31 protein-coding genes and 1 pseudogene are annotated in these 19865 nt (G+C 43.6%); all 32 read right to left on the bottom strand.

Annotated features, from left to right (window positions below; translation table 11 throughout):
* Window positions 1-63: 63 nt before the first annotated feature.
* Window positions 64-444: pseudogene (gene rplQ / locus SIO70_RS09385) on the bottom strand (50S ribosomal protein L17); the annotation flags it as partial.
* Window positions 445-516: 72 nt separating this feature from the next.
* Window positions 517-1512: a DNA-directed RNA polymerase subunit alpha gene (locus SIO70_RS09380; protein ID WP_083720999.1), complete on the bottom strand. Its 996-nt coding sequence runs from the start codon at window positions 1510-1512 to the stop codon at window positions 517-519.
* Between the two features lie 126 nt (window positions 1513-1638).
* Window positions 1639-2244, bottom strand: a complete 606-nt coding sequence (gene rpsD, locus SIO70_RS09375) for a 30S ribosomal protein S4 (RefSeq protein WP_083721001.1) — start codon at window positions 2242-2244, stop codon at window positions 1639-1641.
* A gap of 167 nt (window positions 2245-2411) precedes the next feature.
* Complete coding sequence (gene rpsK, locus SIO70_RS09370; RefSeq protein WP_072360630.1) at window positions 2412-2813, bottom strand: 30S ribosomal protein S11; 402 nt, start codon at window positions 2811-2813, stop codon at window positions 2412-2414.
* Between the two features lie 92 nt (window positions 2814-2905).
* Window positions 2906-3286 (bottom strand): 30S ribosomal protein S13, encoded by a 381-nt coding sequence (gene rpsM / locus SIO70_RS09365; protein ID WP_072360628.1) that lies wholly within the window; start codon window positions 3284-3286, stop codon window positions 2906-2908.
* Between the two features lie 34 nt (window positions 3287-3320).
* Window positions 3321-3437 carry a 50S ribosomal protein L36 gene (gene rpmJ / locus SIO70_RS09360; RefSeq protein WP_072360626.1) on the bottom strand — a complete coding sequence of 39 codons (117 nt, stop codon included), beginning with the start codon at window positions 3435-3437 and terminating at the stop codon, window positions 3321-3323.
* A 26-nt stretch (window positions 3438-3463) separates the two neighbouring features.
* The gene (gene infA, locus SIO70_RS09355) at window positions 3464-3682 is read right to left on the bottom strand and encodes a translation initiation factor IF-1 (RefSeq protein ID WP_012789309.1); all 219 of its coding nucleotides are present in this window, start codon (window positions 3680-3682) and stop codon (window positions 3464-3466) included.
* Between the two features lie 114 nt (window positions 3683-3796).
* Window positions 3797-4597, bottom strand: coding sequence for a type I methionyl aminopeptidase (gene map / locus SIO70_RS09350; protein WP_320580625.1), 801 nt, complete (start codon window positions 4595-4597; stop codon window positions 3797-3799).
* 126 nt (window positions 4598-4723) lie between these two features.
* A complete protein-coding gene (gene secY, locus SIO70_RS09345; protein WP_083721005.1) occupies window positions 4724-6064 on the bottom strand; it encodes a preprotein translocase subunit SecY in 1341 nt (446 codons plus the stop codon).
* A gap of 178 nt (window positions 6065-6242) precedes the next feature.
* Complete coding sequence (rplO, locus tag SIO70_RS09340; RefSeq protein ID WP_320580624.1) at window positions 6243-6689, bottom strand: 50S ribosomal protein L15; 447 nt, start codon at window positions 6687-6689, stop codon at window positions 6243-6245.
* 115 nt (window positions 6690-6804) lie between these two features.
* On the bottom strand, window positions 6805-6990 hold the full coding sequence (rpmD, locus tag SIO70_RS09335; protein ID WP_083721009.1) for a 50S ribosomal protein L30: 186 nt from the start codon (window positions 6988-6990) through the stop codon (window positions 6805-6807).
* Window positions 6991-7063: 73 nt separating this feature from the next.
* Window positions 7064-7582: a 30S ribosomal protein S5 gene (gene rpsE / locus SIO70_RS09330; protein WP_072360615.1), complete on the bottom strand. Its 519-nt coding sequence runs from the start codon at window positions 7580-7582 to the stop codon at window positions 7064-7066.
* Window positions 7583-7621: 39 nt separating this feature from the next.
* Complete coding sequence (gene rplR, locus SIO70_RS09325; protein ID WP_320580623.1) at window positions 7622-7978, bottom strand: 50S ribosomal protein L18; 357 nt, start codon at window positions 7976-7978, stop codon at window positions 7622-7624.
* An 86-nt stretch (window positions 7979-8064) separates the two neighbouring features.
* Window positions 8065-8619, bottom strand: coding sequence for a 50S ribosomal protein L6 (gene rplF, locus SIO70_RS09320; RefSeq protein ID WP_320580622.1), 555 nt, complete (start codon window positions 8617-8619; stop codon window positions 8065-8067).
* 148 nt (window positions 8620-8767) lie between these two features.
* Window positions 8768-9166 carry a 30S ribosomal protein S8 gene (gene rpsH / locus SIO70_RS09315; protein ID WP_083721016.1) on the bottom strand — a complete coding sequence of 133 codons (399 nt, stop codon included), beginning with the start codon at window positions 9164-9166 and terminating at the stop codon, window positions 8768-8770.
* 145 nt (window positions 9167-9311) lie between these two features.
* Window positions 9312-9581 (bottom strand): 30S ribosomal protein S14, encoded by a 270-nt coding sequence (rpsN, locus tag SIO70_RS09310; RefSeq protein WP_083721018.1) that lies wholly within the window; start codon window positions 9579-9581, stop codon window positions 9312-9314.
* Window positions 9582-9657: 76 nt separating this feature from the next.
* Window positions 9658-10233: a 50S ribosomal protein L5 gene (gene rplE / locus SIO70_RS09305; RefSeq protein WP_083721020.1), complete on the bottom strand. Its 576-nt coding sequence runs from the start codon at window positions 10231-10233 to the stop codon at window positions 9658-9660.
* On the bottom strand, window positions 10233-10571 hold the full coding sequence (rplX, locus tag SIO70_RS09300; RefSeq protein WP_083721263.1) for a 50S ribosomal protein L24: 339 nt from the start codon (window positions 10569-10571) through the stop codon (window positions 10233-10235). Before rplX ends, rplE begins: the two co-directional genes overlap by 1 nt.
* A gap of 159 nt (window positions 10572-10730) precedes the next feature.
* The gene (rplN, locus tag SIO70_RS09295) at window positions 10731-11099 is read right to left on the bottom strand and encodes a 50S ribosomal protein L14 (RefSeq protein WP_072360601.1); all 369 of its coding nucleotides are present in this window, start codon (window positions 11097-11099) and stop codon (window positions 10731-10733) included.
* Window positions 11100-11175: 76 nt separating this feature from the next.
* Entirely contained in the window at window positions 11176-11433 is a 258-nt protein-coding gene (gene rpsQ / locus SIO70_RS09290; RefSeq protein ID WP_083721022.1) for a 30S ribosomal protein S17, read from the bottom strand.
* A gap of 64 nt (window positions 11434-11497) precedes the next feature.
* A complete protein-coding gene (rpmC, locus tag SIO70_RS09285; protein WP_072360597.1) occupies window positions 11498-11698 on the bottom strand; it encodes a 50S ribosomal protein L29 in 201 nt (66 codons plus the stop codon).
* A 54-nt stretch (window positions 11699-11752) separates the two neighbouring features.
* The gene (rplP, locus tag SIO70_RS09280; RefSeq protein ID WP_083721025.1) at window positions 11753-12175 is read right to left on the bottom strand and encodes a 50S ribosomal protein L16; all 423 of its coding nucleotides are present in this window, start codon (window positions 12173-12175) and stop codon (window positions 11753-11755) included.
* Window positions 12176-12215: 40 nt separating this feature from the next.
* Window positions 12216-13019, bottom strand: coding sequence for a 30S ribosomal protein S3 (gene rpsC / locus SIO70_RS09275; RefSeq protein ID WP_083721027.1), 804 nt, complete (start codon window positions 13017-13019; stop codon window positions 12216-12218).
* 42 nt (window positions 13020-13061) lie between these two features.
* Window positions 13062-13418, bottom strand: coding sequence for a 50S ribosomal protein L22 (gene rplV, locus SIO70_RS09270; RefSeq protein WP_083721029.1), 357 nt, complete (start codon window positions 13416-13418; stop codon window positions 13062-13064).
* A 92-nt stretch (window positions 13419-13510) separates the two neighbouring features.
* Complete coding sequence (rpsS, locus tag SIO70_RS09265) at window positions 13511-13777, bottom strand: 30S ribosomal protein S19 (protein WP_072360589.1); 267 nt, start codon at window positions 13775-13777, stop codon at window positions 13511-13513.
* 79 nt (window positions 13778-13856) lie between these two features.
* The gene (rplB, locus tag SIO70_RS09260; RefSeq protein WP_083721031.1) at window positions 13857-14687 is read right to left on the bottom strand and encodes a 50S ribosomal protein L2; all 831 of its coding nucleotides are present in this window, start codon (window positions 14685-14687) and stop codon (window positions 13857-13859) included.
* 87 nt (window positions 14688-14774) lie between these two features.
* Window positions 14775-15074 (bottom strand): 50S ribosomal protein L23, encoded by a 300-nt coding sequence (rplW, locus tag SIO70_RS09255; protein ID WP_320580620.1) that lies wholly within the window; start codon window positions 15072-15074, stop codon window positions 14775-14777.
* A 57-nt stretch (window positions 15075-15131) separates the two neighbouring features.
* Entirely contained in the window at window positions 15132-15770 is a 639-nt protein-coding gene (rplD, locus tag SIO70_RS09250; RefSeq protein WP_083721035.1) for a 50S ribosomal protein L4, read from the bottom strand.
* Window position 15771: 1 nt separating this feature from the next.
* Window positions 15772-16389 carry a 50S ribosomal protein L3 gene (rplC, locus tag SIO70_RS09245; RefSeq protein WP_320580619.1) on the bottom strand — a complete coding sequence of 206 codons (618 nt, stop codon included), beginning with the start codon at window positions 16387-16389 and terminating at the stop codon, window positions 15772-15774.
* A 238-nt stretch (window positions 16390-16627) separates the two neighbouring features.
* Window positions 16628-16933: a 30S ribosomal protein S10 gene (rpsJ, locus tag SIO70_RS09240; protein ID WP_012789286.1), complete on the bottom strand. Its 306-nt coding sequence runs from the start codon at window positions 16931-16933 to the stop codon at window positions 16628-16630.
* A gap of 1338 nt (window positions 16934-18271) precedes the next feature.
* A complete protein-coding gene (locus SIO70_RS09235) occupies window positions 18272-18880 on the bottom strand; it encodes a hypothetical protein (protein WP_320580618.1) in 609 nt (202 codons plus the stop codon).
* Between the two features lie 273 nt (window positions 18881-19153).
* Complete coding sequence (locus tag SIO70_RS09230; RefSeq protein WP_320580617.1) at window positions 19154-19795, bottom strand: polysaccharide deacetylase family protein; 642 nt, start codon at window positions 19793-19795, stop codon at window positions 19154-19156.
* Window positions 19796-19865: the final 70 nt, after the last annotated feature.

The following is a 19865-nucleotide window of genomic DNA, read 5'->3' as shown; positions in this document are numbered from 1 at the left end:
CGCTGCATCATTCTTCTTAGCACCGCCGGCACGACGGGTTTTCTTCGCAGGAGCTGCTTTTTCTTCCACTTTACCACCGTAGATTTCGTTGAAATCAACCAGTTCGATCAGTGCAGTTTCAGCATTATCGCCCACACGTTTGCCAAGCTTGATGATACGGGTATAACCACCTGGGCGGTTTGCGATTTTCTCGCTTACTGCACCAAAGATTTCCTTGATCGCTTCTTTGTTCTGCAGGTAGCTGAACACAATTCTACGGTTGTGGGTAGAATCGTCCTTTGCTCTTGTCAGCAGAGGTTCAACATAAACACGCAGCGCCTTAGCTTTCGCCAGGGTGGTGGTGATACGTTTGTGATTGATCAATTCGATAGCCAGGTTAGATAACAGGGCTTTACGATGAGAAGCAGTTCTGCTTAAGTGGTTCACTTTATTACCGTGACGCATGACATTGTGATTTTAGATTCCTCTGTACCGTGTCAGGAATTACAGAGTACTTATGTTATAAAGTAGTTTAGACTATTCTTCGTCCAGTTTCAGTTTGGAAAGATCCATACCGAAATGCAGACCTCTTTCGTTCAGTACCTGCTCGATTTCGCTCAGGGATTTCTGACCAAAGTTTCTGAACTTCATCAGCTCTTCCTGTTCGTACTGTACCAGTTCGCTCAGGGAGTTGATCTTAGCAGCTTTCAGACAGTTGAAAGCACGTACGCTCAGATCCAGATCTTCCAGTGGTGTCTTCAGGATCTTACGCAGTTGCAGTGTTTGTTCATCAACCACATCTTCTTTCTCAGTATCCTTCGTATCAAAGCTGATATTTTCATCAGTGATGATCATCAGGTGCTGGATCAGGATGCGGGAAGCTTGTTTAACAGCTTCTTCCGGGTGGATGGTACCATCAGTGATCACTTCCATGATCAGTTTCTCGTAGTCAGTCTTCTGCTCCACACGGGTATTTTCAATGCTATACTTTACATTCTTAATAGGTGTAAAGATAGAGTCGATGGCGATGTAGCCGAATACTGCATCCTTTGGTTTGTTTTCCTCAGCAGGCACATAACCACGGCCTTTACCGATAGTCAGTTCGATATCCAGCTTTGAGGATGGATCGAGTGTGCAGATGAGTAACTCAGGATTCATAATCTGGAAAGCACTGGTAGCTTTCTCGATCATATCAGCACGGAACTCGGTCTTACCTTTGATAGAGATCTGGATCTTTTCGTTGCTCACTTCATTCTCTACGATCCTTTTGAAACGAACCTGTTTCAGGTTCAGGATGATCTCAGTTACGTCTTCGGTAATTCCTTTTAAAGTTGCAAACTCGTGGTCTGCTCCTTCTATCTTTATTCCCACAATGGCATAACCCTCCAGTGATGACAACAGGACACGACGAAGCGCGTTACCTACAGTCACCCCATAACCCGGTTCTAACGGCCGGAATTCGAATTGAGCTTCAAAGTCTGTTGACTTTTGCAAAACGATCTTATCAGGCTTTTGGAAATTCAGAATTGCCATTGATATGTTAAGTTTAAATGTTTATGTAAAACTGCCAATAGCCGTCAGCAGGCAATCATTAGATACCAATATAAGAAACTTATATTGATAACCGACGATGCTTCGCTAACGGCTAAAGTATTGTTATTATTTAGAGTACAATTCTACGATCAGCTGTTCCTTGATATTCTCAGGAACTGCTTCCCTTTCAGGATAGGCGATGAAAGTACCTTTCAGTTCTTTCTCGTTCCAATCCAACCAGCTAAACTTAGGGTTTTTACCACGAATGTTGCTGGTGATTGCGGTGTTAGTTGCAGCAGATTCTTTCAGTCCGATGATATCACCTGGTTGCAGTTGATAAGAAGGGATGTTCATTACCTGACCGTTTACAGTGATGTGCTTGTGAGACACCAGCTGACGTGCAGCAGGACGGGAAGGAGCAATACCCATACGGAATACTGCATTATCCAGACGAGCTTCCAGTAATTTGATCAATACTTCACCGGTAACGCCTTTACGACGGTTTGCCTCAACGAACAGGTTAGCGAACTGACGCTCTAATACACCATAAGTGTATTTAGCTTTCTGTTTTTCACGCAGCTGCAGTGCGTATTCACCCAGCTGTTTACGCTTACGGGTTGCACCATGCTGACCCGGAGGGTTACTGTTCTTTCCTAAATACTTACCGTTACCTAAAATCGGCTCTCCAAAAATTCTGGAGATCTTGGTCTTTGGTCCTGTGTACCTTGCCATTTTGTTACTAGATTTTTTAGTTACGATATATGATCTTTAAAAAATCTTAAACACGATCATATACCCACTTGTTTGTTAAAACTTCTGAATTAGAAAATCGAAAGTGGGCAGTGAGAGTTTCCTCTCAGCTATCCACTTTCGAAAATCTTCAGTATATTATATAGATACTATACTCTTCTCTTCTTAGGAGGACGGCAACCATTGTGTGGCAGCGGAGTCACATCCTTGATCATAGTCACTTCGATACCGGAGTTAGCGATTGCACGGATTGCGCTCTCACGTCCTGCTCCTGGACCTTTTACAAAAACATCTGCTCTTTTCAGACCAGCATCCAGTGCTACTTTAGCAGCATCGGAAGCAGCCAGCTGGGCAGCATATGGAGTGTTCTTCTTAGAACCCTTGAAGCCCATTTTACCAGCAGTAGACCAGGAGATTACCTGTCCTTGCTTGTTGGTAATGCTGATGATAATGTTGTTGAAACTAGCAGAAATGTGAACATCACCGTAGTTATCTACTTTAACTACCCTTTTCTTGCTAGCTGCAGCTTTTGTATTTTGTGCTTTTGCCATAATTATATAAAATTCCAGGTTCCAGGTTCCAGATACACCACGTCATCTTTACGACAATTGGAAACTGGAACTTGTTATTTGTATTATCAAGATTATTTCTTAGGCGCTTTTTTCTTACCTGCAACCGTCTTACGTTTACCTTTACGGGTACGGCTGTTAGTACGAGTACGCTGGCCTCTGAGCGGTAAGCCCTTTCTGTGGCGAAGACCACGGTAACAAGCGATATCCAGCAGACGCTTAATATTCATTTGTACTTCAGAACGCAGCTGACCTTCTACCTTAAACTCACCATTGATGATGTTACGGATAGTTGTCTGCTCATCATCGTTCCAGTCTTTTACTTTCTTGTTAAAGTCAATTCCTGACTTTTCCAGAATGTACTGAGCGGTAGAACGGCCAATACCATAGATATAGGTCAGACCAATTTCTCCTCTTTTATTCTTAGGTAGATCGATACCGGCTATACGTGCCATATTTGAATTAAATTTTCTAGTTTATTTAATATGATTAACCCTGACGTTGTTTAAAACGAGGATTCTTCTTGTTGATCACCAACAATTTACCCTTCCTGCGCACGATCTTACAATCTGCACTTCTTTTTTTTATGGAAGCTCTTACCTTCATAAGTTATGAGTTATAAGTCTATGTGTTTATTTATATCTGAATATGATCCTTCCTCTGCTCAAATCATATGGGCTCATCTCGACCCCTACCTTATCTCCAGGAAGGATGCGGATATAGTGCATTCTCATTTTGCCAGAAATGGTGGCCAAAATCTCATGCCCATTTTCCAATTTCACCCGGAACATAGCGTTAGACAAGGCTTCTAGTATTATTCCATCCTGTTTAATGAGTGCCTGTTTTGCCATAAAAATTTTTAGGACTGCAAAGATAGCGAAATCTTCGTAAAAAATAAAATTCTAAAAATAAACCTGAATAATTGTCTGAGAAAACGAATTATAATCGCCCTTACTCATTAACTATCAATACGTTGCGGTTAATGCAGGATTTTCCGCCTCTGCCTTCTCGATACCGGCAAATGACGATAAAAGGTCTGCTTTCCCTTTCATTACTGCCACATTGTGCTCAAAGTGAACGGAAGGTTTTTCGTCGCGGGTGATCACTGTCCACCCATCTTCCATATACTCCACGTCTTTTGTGCCCAGGTTGATCATCGGTTCGATCGCAATCACCAGTCCTTCTTTCATGATAGGACCACTGCCTCTCTTACCGTAATTAGGCACCTGAGGATCTTCGTGCAGGTGACGACCCAGACCATGACCTACCAGCTCACGTACCACGCCATAACCCCTCTCTTTCTCGGTATATTCCTGAATAGCGTGGGCGATGTCACCAATCCGGTTACCTGCCACAGCTTTCTCTATACCTTTATACAAAGCAGCCTTGGTCGCCTTCATTAACTGTAGTACTTCCGGTTTTACATTACCTACCGCAAAGGTGTAGGCACTATCCCCATGGAAGCCGTTCAGCAATACCCCTACGTCTACGCTCACGATGTCGCCATCCTGTACCACGTAGCTGTTAGGAATGCCATGTACTACTTCTGCATTCACAGAGATACAGCAGCTCTTAGGGAACCCTTTATAGTTCTTGAAGGAAGGTACGGCGCCGTTGGCTACGATGAAGTCTTCAACGATCTTGTCGATATCATCAGTAGTCATACCCGGTTTCAGCTTCTTAGCTACCTCTTCCAATGTTGCGCTCACTAATAATGCGCTTTTGCGCATCAATTCGATTTCTTCTTTAGTCTTATAATGCACCATAGTAAAAACGGGTTAGACTTGTGTCTTTTAAACAGTGAAGCCACCAAGCATAAAGCCTGCAGCAGGGTTAACTGCTGTCTGCTTTATGCTTCTGTGGCTACTTACGACCCAGCTGTCTAATGGGAATTAAACATTTGCCGGAGCAGTTCTGCCTTTGATACGGCCAGTGCTCATCAGGCCATCGTAATGGCGCATCAGGAGCTGGCTTTCGATCTGCTGCAGCGTATCCAGAATAACACCCACCATGATCAGCAGTGAAGTACCACCGAAGAAGGTTGCGAAGTTACTATTGATATGCACGGCAGCAGCTACACCCGGCAGGATACCCACCATTGCCAGGAAGAATGCACCTGGAAGGGTGATGCGGTCCATAACTGCACCAATATAATCTGCAGTTGCAGTACCAGGTTTAACACCTGGGATGAAACCATTGTTACGTTTCATTTCTTCGGCCATCTGGGTTGGATTGAAGATCAATGCAGTGTAGAAGTACGTGAATACAATTACCAATACTGCATAGATCACATTATACCAACCATTGGTATGGTCACTGAAGATACGGATGAATCCGGAAGCACTGTCACTGGTAGCAAAACCAATAACGGTAGCCGGGATAAACATGATAGCCTGGGCAAAGATGATTGGCATTACACCTGCTGCATTCACCTTGAGAGGAATGAACTGGCGTACACCACCATATTGTTTGTTACCCACTATACGTTTAGCATAGTTCACCGGTACCTTGCGGGTACCTTGTACCAGCAGGATCAGACCGATAGTAATGAATATGAATACTGCCAGTTCTATCAGGAAGACCAGCAATCCGCCGCCGGCTTCCGCAGTTCTGGAGGTAAATTCCTGAATCAGCGCCTGAGGAAGGCGGGCAAGGATACCCACCATGATGATGATGGATGTACCGTTACCGATACCTTTATCAGTGATTTTTTCACCCAGCCACATTACAAAGAGGGTACCTGCAGTCAGTACGATTGTGGTAGTGAGCCAGAAGAAGAAGGTACCATATTCAGCGATAATAGCTCCGCTGGATTGGCCTCTCAGAAAGGCAACATACGCACTCGCCTGAAAACCGGTCACCACTACCGTAAGGATACGGGTGAACTGATTGATTTTCTTTCTGCCACTCTCTCCTTCTTTCTGGAGTTTCTGGAAATAAGGTACAGCTATGGTCAACAGTTGTATGGCGATAGAGGCAGAGATAAAAGGCATGATCCCCAGCGCAAAGATGGACGCTCTTGAGAAAGAACCTCCGGCAAACATATTAAACAGTCCGAGGATACCCTGATTGGATTTCTCTGAGAACTGATGCAACAGGTTGGCATCGATACCGGGTAACACGATATAGGATCCTACACGATAAATGAGGACAAGAAGCAGGGTTGTCAGGATTCTGCTACGCAGATCCTCGATGCTCCAGATATTCTTAATCGTTTCGATAAATTTCTTCACAGGAAGATGAATGTTTAATATTCAAAATTTCATCCCGGTTGTGGCGGGACCAAATTCCAAACCTGCAATTAGCTGCTCTTCAGTAACTCTGGCCGGGATTTGTGATGTATTATTTCGCTGGCTGAATAAAAGATGAAAAGACGCACTACTCCGTAGGCGTCTCTCCAGTCGTGAAAACTTACACCAGTTCAACTGAACCACCAGCTGCTTCGATCAGCTGCTTGGCCTTTTCACTGATAGCGTTCACTCTTACAGTAACCTTAGCCTTCAGTTCGCCCTGACCCAGTACTTTTACTTTTGCAGTGCGGCTGATTAAGCCGTTCATGTACAGATTTTCCAGAGAGAAATCCTGTAAACCGTATTTTTCTACCAGGGTGTCAAGCTGACCGATGTTGAATACTACATAGGTAGTAGGATCCAGGCTCTTGAAACCACGTTTTGGCATACGACGCTGAATTGGCATCTGACCACCTTCGTGACCTCTTTTGCTGGAGTAACCAGCACGGGACTGACCACCTTTATTACCTTTTGTAGCTGTTCCACCTTTACCGGATGCTTCACCACGACCGAGGCGTTTTTCTTTATGTACGGAACCTTGTGCAGGTTGTAACGTGTGCAGATTCATTGAGTTAATTTTTTTTACTTACGCGGAAATTAACCGCTCGCATTAAATGTATAATGTTATTTGCAAATAATCCACTATAAATGTAGCATTTTTTTCCAGAGGAACGGCAAAAGCCTTAACCCTGTACTTCTTCTACCTTTACCAGATGATTTACTTTACGCACCATCCCAAGGATCTGGGGAGTGGCTTCCACCTCAACGGTGTTGTGCATTTTGTTCAGACCCAGGGCCTTCAGCGTCAGTTTCTGACGTTCTGGACGGTCTATACCACTTTTTACCTGAGTGACTTTAATCTTTGCCATTGTTATTTTGAATTAGCACCTTACAATTACAGGAGCTGCTGCGGTGCAGCAGTCCCTTCACCATAGGGTGTTATTATCCATTAAATACTTTCTTCAGAGATACGCTTCTGGTTTTTGCGATCTGTATCGGCTCACGCAGCAGGCCTAAAGCTTTGAATGTAGCTTTTACCACGTTGTGAGGGTTTGCAGAACCAAGAGATTTTGCCAGAACGTCAGTGATACCTGCGCTTTCCAGCACGGCACGCATAGAACCTCCGGCGATTACACCAGTACCATGAGCGGCTGGTTTGATCAGCACCTTAGCAGCGCCTTCTTTAGCCAGCTGGTCGTGAGGAATAGTACCATGCATTACAGGAACCTTGATCAGGTTTTTCTTGGCATCATCGATACCTTTAGTGATTGCTTCCTGTACTTCTTTGGCTTTACCCAGGCCATGACCTACTACACCGTGTTCGTTACCTACAACTACCAGGGCAGAAAAACTGAAAGTACGACCGCCTTTGGTGGTTTTGGTAACACGGTTGATAGCTACCACTTTTTCTTTCAGCTCCAGGTCACCCGCCTTAACTTTATTAAATGTATTCTTTGCCATTTTATTATTTGCGAATTACGATTTAATCAATTTCGATTATTAGAATTGGAGACCAGCTTCTCTTGCACCATCAGCTACGCTCTTCACACGACCATGGTACAGATAACCACCACGATCGAATACTACTGCTGTAATACCCAGTGAGGTTGCTTTAGTAGCCACAGCTGCACCTACCAATTTAGATTTCTCGATTTTGGTACCTTTCTGTGCTTTGATATCCTTATCGCGGGAAGATGCAGCAGCCAGTGTAGTACCGTTTGCATCATCGATCAATTGCACGTAAATATCGCTATTGCTGCGGAATACAGATAATCTTGGTCTCTGAGCGCTACCAACCACTTTCTTACGGATGCGGTAACGGATTTTCTGTCTGCTATTAACTGCTTTTGTGCTCATTTCTATGTTTAATTTATATATTCCGATGCTGCCGGAATATTGTTGAATTAGCTAACCAGTAAAGGATACCGGTTAGCCAATTAAAATTATTTACCTGCAGATTTACCTGCTTTCTTACGAACCACTTCATCGCTGTAGCGAACACCTTTACCTTTGTAAGGCTCTGGTTTACGTAGGCTACGGATTTTAGCAGCTACCTGACCTAACAGCTGGTTGTCAATACCTTCCAGTGTGATTTTAGGGTTAGCACCCTTTTCAGTCAATGTAGTTACTTTCAGTTCTTTAGGGATTTCAATCACGATATTGTGAGAGTAACCCAGAGACAGGTCCAGCAGCTGACCAGCGTTGGCAGCCTTGTAACCCACACCCACCAGCTCAAGCTTTTTGGTGAAGCCTTCTGTAACACCAACCACCATATTGTTGATCAGTGCACGGTACAGACCATGCAGTGCACGGTGACGGATCTGTTCAGTAGGACGAACTACTGTCAGTACACCATCAGCTACTTCTATTTTGATATCCCTGTCGATGTTCTTTTTCAGTTCACCTTTAGGGCCCTTTACTGTCAGTTCATTAGTAGCGGATACAGTTACTGTAACACCTGCTGCTAATTTGATAGGAGCTTTACCTATACGAGACATAATTGCAGTTTTTTACTGTTATGTGTTTTCGATCCCTCAGTGTTCAGCCACCGTATAGAAAGGCTTAATTCTGAAACGGACCATTTATTGGTGTGATCTGCACAAGCCACTGACAAACGCCAGAAGGTCCTGTGCGGACCTTAATATATTAATAAACGTAGCAAACAACTTCGCCACCCACGTTCTGTACTTTCGCTTCTTTATCAGTCATTACACCTTTAGATGTAGACACGATAGCGACACCCAGACCATTCTTGATACGTTTGAAATCAGCAGGTTTGGAGTATTGACGAAGACCAGGACGGCTGATACGCTGCAGATCAGTGATTGCAGGTACTTTAGTCTGAGGATCATACTTCAGAGCTATTTTGATCAGACCCTGTTTATTGTCTTCTTCAAATTTGTACTTCAGGATATAACCTTTGTCGTACAGTATCTCAGTGATACGTTTTTTCAGTTTGGAGGCAGGAATTTCCACAATCCTGTGGTTGGCCATTTGAGCATTCCGGATTCTGGTCAGGAAGTCTGCTATTGGATCAGTAACCATTGTTTCTAATAATTTTAAAAACTTTTTACAATGCGATATCCAAATCGTGTAGATAGGAAAATCAAGATCTTTAACGAATATAAAAAGGGGGAAAAAGGACAATTACTATTCGTCGGGGGATAATTGTCCATCCCATGAGTGGTGATTACCAGCTAGCTTTTCTTACACCAGGGATCTTACCAGCGAGCGCCAGGTCACGGAACATATTACGGCAAAGACCGAAATGACGCATGTAACCTTTTGGACGACCGGAAAGCTGACATCTGTTGTGCAGGCGAACAGGAGAAGCGTTTCTAGGCAGCTGATCCAGTGCTTCGTAGTTACCTTCAGCTTTGAGGGCAGCACGTTTTTCAGCGAACTTAGCAACCATGGCTTCTCTTTTCCTTTGTCTAGCCTTTATGGATTCTTTTGCCATAATTAGAGTTTATAATTCCAGTTTATAAATGTCAAATTCCAAAACCCGGAAGGGATTTGGAATTTGAGATCAAATATTATTGTTGATCTTTCTTGATGTTCTTGAACGGCATACCCAATTCTTTCAGGAGCTCGTAAGCTTCTTCATTGGTGTTTGCCGTAGTAACGAAAGTGATATCCATACCGGAGATCTTTGTTACTTTATCGATGTCGATCTCAGGGAAGATGATCTGCTCATTGATACCCAGGGTATAGTTACCGCGGCCATCGAAAGCTTTTTCATTGATACCCTTGAAGTCACGTACACGAGGCAGTGATACAGCGATCAGACGATCCAGGAATTCGTACATGTTATAACCACGCAGTGTTACACGAGCACCGATTGGCATGTTCTTCCTGAGTTTGAAATTGGAAATATCCTTTTTGGATAAAGTAGCGATAGCTTTCTGACCGGAGATACGGGTCATTTCATCCACAGCAATATCTACCAGTTTCTTATCACCTACAGCACCATTGATACCCTGGTTCAGACAGATCTTCACCAGGCGAGGTACCTGCATTACGCTTTTGTAGTTGAATTTTTTGTGCAGAGTATTAACTACTTCAGTACGGTATTTAGTCTGCAGTCTGGGTGTATATGTAGTGTTTGCCATTATTTGATTGCCTCCCCTGATTTTTTAGCTATACGAACTAATTTACCATTTTCACGCTGACGGTTTACCTTGGTAGGTTTACCAGCCTTAGCATCCCACAACATTACGTTAGAAATGGCGATAGGAGCTTCCTGCTTAACGATACCACCTTTGGTATTTTGAGCAGTTGGTTTGGTATGTTTGGTGATGATGTTCACACCTTCTACCAGTACGCGCGCCTTGTCAGGGATCACTTCCAGCACCTGACGGGGCTTGGTCCTGTCCTTATCATCGCCGGCAATCACTACAACGGTGTCGCCTTTCTTAATGTTGAACTTAGGCTTGAATCTCGTTTTCATTATTTGTTTATTTATAAACGCCAAGCGAAACATCGGTTCCGCTTGATTAATATTCGTTTTAGAAACGGGCAGCAAAGATATGCATTTATGCTGAAAGCACAAAGCAATAAGCTTTTTTTACTTTTTGCTTTATGCTTTCAGCGAACGCATTGAATATCTTTACAATACTTCGGGAGCCAGAGAGATAATCTTCATGTATCCCTTATCGCGCAGCTCACGGGCAACTGGTCCGAAGATACGGGTACCGCGTGGCTCGTCAGAGTTGTTCAGTAATACAACGGCATTATCGTCGAAACGGATATAAGATCCGTCTTTACGGCGCAGCTTGTTTTTAGTTCTTACGATAACAGCTTTGTGCACTGTACCTTTTTTCACACCACCACCTGCGATCGCGTCTTTTACAGTAACAACGATCTTGTCACCTACTTTTGCGTAGTCCTGGCCGGAGTTGCCTAACACTCTAATACACAGTACTTCCTTGGCACCACTGTTATCAGCTACATTCAGCCTTGATTCTTGTTGTATCATCTTTTTATAAGATTTGTATTTGTTTAATCAGCGGCTGCATCCAGGAACGCTGCATGCAGCTTGAAACAATAATAAATTATTTTACCTTTTCGATCACCTCTATCAATCTCCAGCACTTATTCTTGCTCAACGGACGGGTTTCCATTATTCTAACGGTATCGCCGATGCTGCACTGGTTCAGCTCGTCATGAGCCATGAACTTGGTGGTTTTTTTTACGAATTTACCATAGATCGGGTGCTTCACTTTACGCTCAACGCTAACGCTGATTGTTTTTTCCGCTTTGTTGCTGGAAACGACACCAATTCTGGTTTTTCTTAATTTTCTTTCGCTCATTGTTGAAAGTATTTATTACCCAGACCGCTCCTTACGGACCGATGAATGAATTTATTTTTAAGGCTTAGAAGCCCAGTTCTCTTTTGCGCAGCTCAGTTTTCAGCTGTGCGATCTGACGCCTGAGAGAGCGGATGCTCATTGGATTCTCAATTGGCGTAATTGCGTGACTGAATGTAATTTTCTTCAGGCGTAATTGCTCTTCGGAGATTTTCTCTTTCAGCTCCTGTTCGCTTAAACCTTTCAGATCCAGCTTTTCGTTTGCCATTGTATTTATTATTTCTGGTTTATCGTTTATAGTTTATCCCGGTTGCTTTAGCAATTATGCTTCAGCGTAATCGCGACGTACTACAAATTTCACTTTAATAGGCAGTTTCTGTGCAGCCAGCTCCATTGCAGCTTTAGCTACTTCCAGAGGTACGCCGTCCGCTTCGAACAACATACGACCTGGCTTAACTACAGCAGCCCAATGGTCAGGAGCACCTTTACCTTTACCCATTCTGACTTCCAAAGGCTTGGCTGTGATGGATTTGTCAGGGAATATACGGATCCACACGTTACCCTCACGTTTCATTGCTCTTGTCAGAGCCACACGAGCAGCTTCGATCTGCCTGTCTGTGATCCACTTAGGTTCTAATGCTTTCAAGCCGAAACTACCAAAGGAGATATCCGCACCACGTTTTGCGTTCCCCTTGATGCGGCCTTTATGCATCTTCCTGTGTTTCGTTCTCTTGGGCTGTAACATCTTAGTATATGTTAAATGTTAATGTTAATTGTTAAAAAGATTATCTACGGCCACCACCACGGTTATCACCACCTCTTCTGTCGCCGCCGCGGTTATCGCCACCTCTTCTGTCGCCACCGCCTCTTCTTTCTCCACCACGATGACCATGACCTTCACCACCTGTGCGGCCTTCGCCATCCTTACCGGAAATAGCATTTGGATTCAGATCGCGCTCACCCAGTACTTCACCTTTACAGATCCATACTTTGATCCCGATCTTACCATATACTGTTTGTGCAAACAGAGAAGAATAGTCGATATCCATACGGAAGGTGTGCAAAGGTACACGACCTTGCTTCATCTCTTCTGAACGTGCGATTTCGGCACCACCCAGACGACCACCAACTTTAACCTTGATACCTTCAGCACCCATTCTCATTGCAGTAGCAATCGCCATCTTGATAGCACGTTTGTAGTTGATACGGCTTTCAATCTGTTTTGCGATAGTTTCAGCTACGATATTGGCATCTATTTCAGGACGACGGATCTCCAGAATGTTGATCTGTACGTCTTCTTTAGAAGTCAGTTTCTTTATTTCTTCCTTGATGCGGTCTACCTCTCCACCACCTTTACCTATGATGATACCAGGCTTGGATGTATGGATGGTGATGATCAGTTTACCTAAAGTTCTCTCGATCACTACCCTGGAAATGCCACCTTTGTTGATACGGGCATTCAGGTAAGTTCTGATCTTGTTATCTTCGATCAGTTTGGTAGCATAATCTTTTTTGCCACCATACCAATTAGAGTCCCAACCTCTGATGATACCTAACCTGTTACCAATAGGATTTGTTTTCTGACCCATGTTCTGGTTTATTTGTCTATTAGATAAATAGTTTAGTTTCTTTTATTTAGCCTCAGCCACTTTGCTGTCAACTGCAAGGGTTACGTGGTTGCTTCTTTTGCGAACACGGTAACCTCTACCCTGTGGAGCCGGACGCATTCTTTTCAGGATACGACCACCATCAACGAAAATGGTTTTAACGATCAGATTCGCATCTTCAACGCGTACACCTTCGTTCTTTACTTTCCAGTTCGCAACAGCTGACAACAGCAGTTTTTCCAGAGGTACACTTGGGTGCTTAGGATGGAACTTTAATACATTCAGCGCTTTCTCAACTTCCATACCACGGATCAGGTCTGCCAGCAGACGCATTTTGCGGGTAGATGTTGGATTATTATTAAGCTTAGCTACTGCTTCCATTGTAATTATAAATTTGAATGTTTGAGGTCCGAAGTCCCGGGTTCGAGGTATATTATGCTGCAAACCTCGAGCTTAAAACTTCAAACGAATGACTACATTTTCTTGTTAGCGTGTCCTTTAAAGTTGCGGGTTGGTGCAAATTCTCCCAGTTTATGACCTACCATAAACTCAGTAACGTATACCGGAATGAACTTGTTACCATTGTGTACCGCAAATGTATGGCCCACAAAATCAGGTGTGATGGTAGAACGACGGCTCCACGTCTTGATTACAGTACGCTTGGTGCCTTCATTCATTTTATCTACTTTCTTTCCTAATTTCTGGTCAACGTAAGGACCTTTTCTAATGGAACGACCCATGTCTTTTTATTTTTATTCTACTTTAACCGTTCCGCTTCTGGCTATCCACCCGAAGCGGAACTGGTAAAAGCTTTATGAATTATAATTTTTTGCCGTTTTTCCTGCTGATGATCAGTTTATCAGAGCTCTTATGCTTACGAGTCTTCAGACCTTTCGCATATTTACCTGTCCTGGATCTAGGGTGACCTCCGGAAGATCTACCTTCACCACCACCCATCGGGTGATCTACAGGGTTCATGGCTACACCACGGTTACGTGGCTTGATACCTCTCCAACGGTTAGCACCCGCTTTACCAATTGATTGCAGTGCGTGGTCAGAGTTAGAAACTGTACCTACAGTAGCAGCACAAGTGATCAACACTTTACGCAGCTCACCAGAAGGCATTTTCATTACGGCATATTTTTCTTCCTTGTTGCTCAGCTGTGCATAAGTACCGGCACTTCTAGCGATTGCACCACCTCTACCAGGCTGCAGTTCGATATTGTGTACAACAGTACCCAGTGGCATGTTTCTCAGCGGCAGGGAGTTACCTACTTCAGGAGCAGCATCAGGACCGCTCACTACTGTAGCACCCACCTGTAAACCCTGAGGAGCCAGGATGTAACGTTTTTCACCATCTGCATAGTTCAGCAGTGCGATGAATGCGCTACGGTTTGGATCGTACTCAATGCTCTTTACAGTAGCAGGAATACTATGTTTGTCACGTTTGAAGTCTATGATACGGTAATGTTGCTTGTGTCCACCACCGATGTAGCGCATAGATCTTCTACCCTGTACGTTTCTACCGCCGGTTTTGGACTTAGCCTCCAGCAGGCTCTTTTCAGGAGTATCCGTGGTCAGCTCAGCGAACGCGTTGCCAATTTTCCAACGGGTACCGGCTGTCATCGGTTTAAATTTCTTCAGTGCCATGATCTAGTAATTGTTTAACTAGTTGCTTTATTTATAAATGTGATCTGCATATACATCCATCATGCCGCGTTGCCGCAGCTATGAGCACTATATGTTAGCATACAGATCTATAGATTCTCCTGCAGCCAGGGTTACAATTGCTTTCTTGTAAGAAGGTTTCTTACCAGCAATGAAACCAGCTTTAGTAAAGCGGAATTTTGCTTTACCCGGCATAACGGCAGTGTTCACTTCTGATACTGCAACGCCATAGAACTCTTCAACTGCTTTCTTGATTTCCAGTTTGTTGGATTTCTTGTCTACGATGAAGTAGTAACGGTTGAATTTATCAGTGGCTTTGTTCACTTTTTCACTTACTACCGGTCTGATTAAAACGTCTGAAAGTTTCATCTTTTATCGCTTTGAGTGGCAGGCTTTCCCGCCAGCTGTGTGATTTAAATTTGACAATTAAGCTTCTACCGGCTCTTCAGTGAAGATTTTAGCAGCACTCTCAGTGATGATCAGGGTATTGCTATTCATGATATCATAAGTATTGATATCGCTCAGCATTACGCTATCTACTGTAGGGATGTTGCGCAGAGACAGGTACACATTATCATTGTATTCAGGCAGTACAACCAAAGTCTTACGGCCATTTACATTCAGGTTCAGTTTCGCCAGGATACCCGCAAACTGTGAAGTTTTAGGAGTAGCCAGGTTCAGATCTTCCAGAACGATGATACTGTTTTCTTTAGCTTTTACAGACAGTGCAGAAATCTTAGCGAGATCTTTTACTTTCCTGTTCAGCTTAATGTCATATTTGTGCGGTTTTGGACCGAAGATGGTACCACCACCTTTATACAGTGGGTTACGGATGTTACCTTTACGGGAACCACCAGTACCTTTTTGCTTGTGCAGTTTACGGGAAGCACCTTTCACTTCAGCACGGGTCTTTACCTTGTGGGTACCCTGGCGCTGAGCAGCGAGGTATTGTTTAACAGCCAGGTAGATCACGTGGTTGTTAGGCTCCACTCCGAAAATTTCTTCAGGGAGCTCAATAGTTCTTCCTGTTTTCTTACCTTCTATATTTAAAATATCAAGTTGCATATTACTTCTGGATTAAAACGATTGAACCAATGTGGCCGGGAACGGAACCACTTACCAGGATATAATTTTTCTCAGCGAAAATCTTAACGATCTTAAGACCTTTAACTTTCACCTGCTCATTACCGGTTTGACCAGCCATACGCATACCCTTGAATACGCGGGAAGGATAAGAGGATCCACCCACGGAACCAGGAGCTCTGCTTCTGTCGTGCTGACCGTGTGTAGCTTCGCCCACACCGCTAAATCCATGGCGTTTAACAACACCCTGGAAGCCTTTACCTTTTGAGGTACCGACTACGTCAATTGTTTCTCCTTCTGCAAATATTTCGGTGGTAATGGTTTCACCAAGAGCTTTTTGTACATCCGGGTTGCGGAACTCTTTTACAAATCGTTTGGGGGAGGTGCTTGCTTTCGCGAAGTGATTGATTTGTGCTTTGGTAGCGTTCTTTTCTTTTTTCTCGCCAAATGCTACCTGAATAGCGTTGTAACCGTCAGTCTCTTGAGATTTAACCTGAGTTACTACGCACGGACCGGCCTCGATGATGGTCACAGCAGTCTGCTTACCATTCGGTTCGAAGATGCTGGTCATGCCGATCTTTTTGCCAATAATACCTTTCATGTTATTATATATTATACCCAGCGCCTGGGGGTGGATCTAGCTATCCCCAGGATAGGCGGTTTAAATGCTTTATTGGGCGGCCACCCAGAAGGCGTGACCTATATTTTAATTTGTGGCGTTTACACGCTGGCAAACGGAGATTACTTTCCCCTGTGAGATTGTACACCTCACTGCCAGCAAAACAGCAGTCATAAGATTAAATCAAACCAGGCAGGCCTTTTGCCTACCTGCTGATGTCCTACGCTTTGATTTCTACTTCCACACCGGAAGGCAGATCTAACTTACTCAAGGCGTCTACAGTCCTGGAAGAAGAGGTGTAGATATCCAGTAAGCGCTTGTGTGTGCACAACTGGAACTGCTCACGAGCTTTCTTGTTAACGTGCGGTGAACGCAGCACCGTAAAAATTTTCTTTTCAGTTGGCAAAGGTATTGGACCTGTTACCACGGCACCAGTGTTACGCACTGTTTTAACGATCTTCTCAGCAGACTTATCTACCAGATTATGATCGTAGGACTTCAGCTTGATTCTAATTCTCTGAGACATATGCAATGAACTTCTACTTTTTTCCCTTTACAATTTGGGAGGGCAAAGGTAATCAGTATTTTTGTATTCCCCAACAATACCGGGGAAAAATAAATGTCTTTTTTAGTTAAATGTAGAATGACAGCGGGTTTGGGGCAAATGTTAATTTGTGTAAAAGTCTAATTCAGGCAGGAAAATAGCTATTTATAGGAAAATTGGCACACTGTTGGCTTCGCTGCCTCCCATCCCCCCCCTAAAAAAAACAAGCCGCCGGAAAACCGGCAGCAAGTCCTGTCTGGGAATGCAATAAGCAATATTTCTAGACCTGTCAGCTTCAGAGAGGTAACTTACCCAACAATTGCTGAATCAGACCAAGAACTAAAGCCAATACCTGGTTCAATAAATCCATAGATGTTTTTGAAGGCTTTTCATAAGGTTATGCCTACTCTGTTACTTGGTTTTCGGCAATCCCAAATGCTCCTAATACAAGGAACATTGGATTAAAATTAGCCGCAGGGAATCAATTTGTAATAGTTCATTTCATTCATTTTCAGCTGCTTGTTCATTTCGTTCAGTAAAGCAAAATGGCCCGTTCATTTTCTTTTAACTAATACTCCTGAATACGCTGATTCCCCCTTCAAACCCTGGCCCATTCTCCATGAGATAGCTCGTTCATTATAAAAAAAGCCTCCCCGGCTCGCACCAGGAAGGCAATAAGTTGGAAAATGTCTTTTTTGTTGCGTGGCATTTTCCGTGGAATCAGGGGCGTAATAAATTACAGACCACCCAGCAGAGATTGCAACAGCGTTAAGAGTGTTGCCAATAATTGGTTCAGCAGATCCATAGTTATGGTTTTTCACTGGTTACGCCTACTCTAATAATGGTTTTCGGCAATCCCATTTTTCTAAAATTAGTAAGTAGAAGGAATACTACCATCGTTCATTTCATTCATTTTCAACCAGTTCGGTATATTTCGTTCAGTAAATCCTGTTCAGTATTATTCCCCACATAAAAAAGGTCCCGGTTATTACCAGGACCTTCAAAAGCTTGTCAATGTTTCGGGGATTTACAGGCTACCGAACAGAGTATACAAGAACTTTGTCAATGCTGCGAGAATAGTTGCGGTCATTTTTCTTAGTTTCAGAGGGTAAACGCCTACTCTTTTAATTAACTGGTTTTCGGCAATCCCAGCAACGCCCGTGGCGGCGTCTTACTTATATAAAGATAATAGTCACTCCCCTTATTACAACCATTCATTATGTTCATTATCAACCAGTTCATTCAAAGTGTTCAAAACAGAAAAAGGCCACCCACAGACCAAAATGATCCGTAAGCGGCCCCTCATTATTTTTCTAATGCCTATTTCATATTACGCTTCTCCTCGTTGTAGATCTCCTTCGCCTTCGCTCCAGGCAGGAAAATCTGGAAACCTACACCCAGGTTCAACTGCTGTGCCGTAGTTGAGTTACCACCACCAACAATAATATTGTACTTCAACAGCGTTTCCAACGCCACATTAGGTGTAATGAAGTAAGAAATACCAGGGCCTACACCCAACTCTACCCCATTCGTAGATGCGCCACTCGCAGGATTTGTACCACCAAAACCAGCATTACCCTCTACAAAAAACCTTGCACGCTTGGAAAACTCCAGCTTCTGCACATTCTTGTCTGTCGGATAATAACGCGCCAGGGCACCAATACCATAACTTACATCAGAACCTGCTCCATTACTGGTCGACAACCCGAAATTCACATATCCACCCACTGCCAACCCATCACTGATAAACCAGGCTGCTTTAGGGTTCAGATTAAAACTAAACTGGGTACTGGATTTTTGAAAATTCAACCCAATGTCTGTAATGTCAGATCCAATCAAAATATTTCCTTTCTGGGTCTGCGCAAATGCCGTGGTGCTAAAAAACAATACTGTAATCAGGGCCAGGGTTAATGCTTGGAATTTTTTCATTTTCAGTTGTTTGATTTTATTGATTAATACTTGCCATCGGGACAATGCCCTACCGAACGAAGAAATACATGCAATCTGTAATTGTGTCTCATTTTGCTAATGGAACCTGAGGCAATAAGATAAGAGGATAAATAAGGAGGGATGGGGGGACAAATGGGGTATTCCAAATTCAGTGCCAGACATCAACAATATAATTGCGAATATACTGGAAATGAATTAAATAAGTATAAAGAAAATGAGAGTAAATGAAGCGGGTATTGCAATCGATGGCTATTACTCGTCTGTAAGCTGTTCCTGCAGCCACTCAATATGGGGGATAAACTGACCTTTGCGTTGCAGATAACCCAGCACGCTGTCCAATCGCTCCGCCAATCTGGGGCCGGTAGCACGCGAAATGGGGTGTACACTTAATTCCCAACTATGAAAACGTATTGAAATAACAGGTTGACGGCCTAAAAAGAGTTTCGTGATCCACAACGGAGGCATAGACTCCGCATAAATCTCATAGCAATCCCCCTCTATGGTCATAGGACGTACCTGCTGACCACCGGAGTGGTATAAGTACCCGGCTGCCCTCAGCGAGCTATAATCGGGCTTTATGGATGCCCCCATGCGACAACCGTATAAACGGTTACCAATGATCTGCTCCAGTACTTCTTTATCAAAAGCACCATGTGAGGCTACTTCGTGCTTACGGGTTAACTGACGGACCACTTCCGGATAGGCCTGCGCCCAAGAGGAGGTAATAAAAAAAGTAGCTCTTACCTGGTACTTGTCCAGTAAGGTGATTGTTTTTTCCAAACCATCCAGTGAAATCTGCTGCCTTTCTTCCAGGCTCATCTCCTGGCCATTATTATTGGCTGTCAGCTCCAACTCTTCCAGATCGATACTGATCAAAATTCGGGGGATGTTCATTTCGGTTAAAGTCGGCTTTTGTATAGAGACAATTTTGGATGTATACTATCCTTATAGAAGAACCAAAATC

Origin of the sequence: Chitinophaga sancti, assembly GCF_034087045.1 — a bacterium.
Taxonomy (GTDB): domain Bacteria; phylum Bacteroidota; class Bacteroidia; order Chitinophagales; family Chitinophagaceae; genus Chitinophaga; species Chitinophaga sancti_B.
This window is presented reverse-complemented; position numbering and strand designations above follow the sequence as displayed.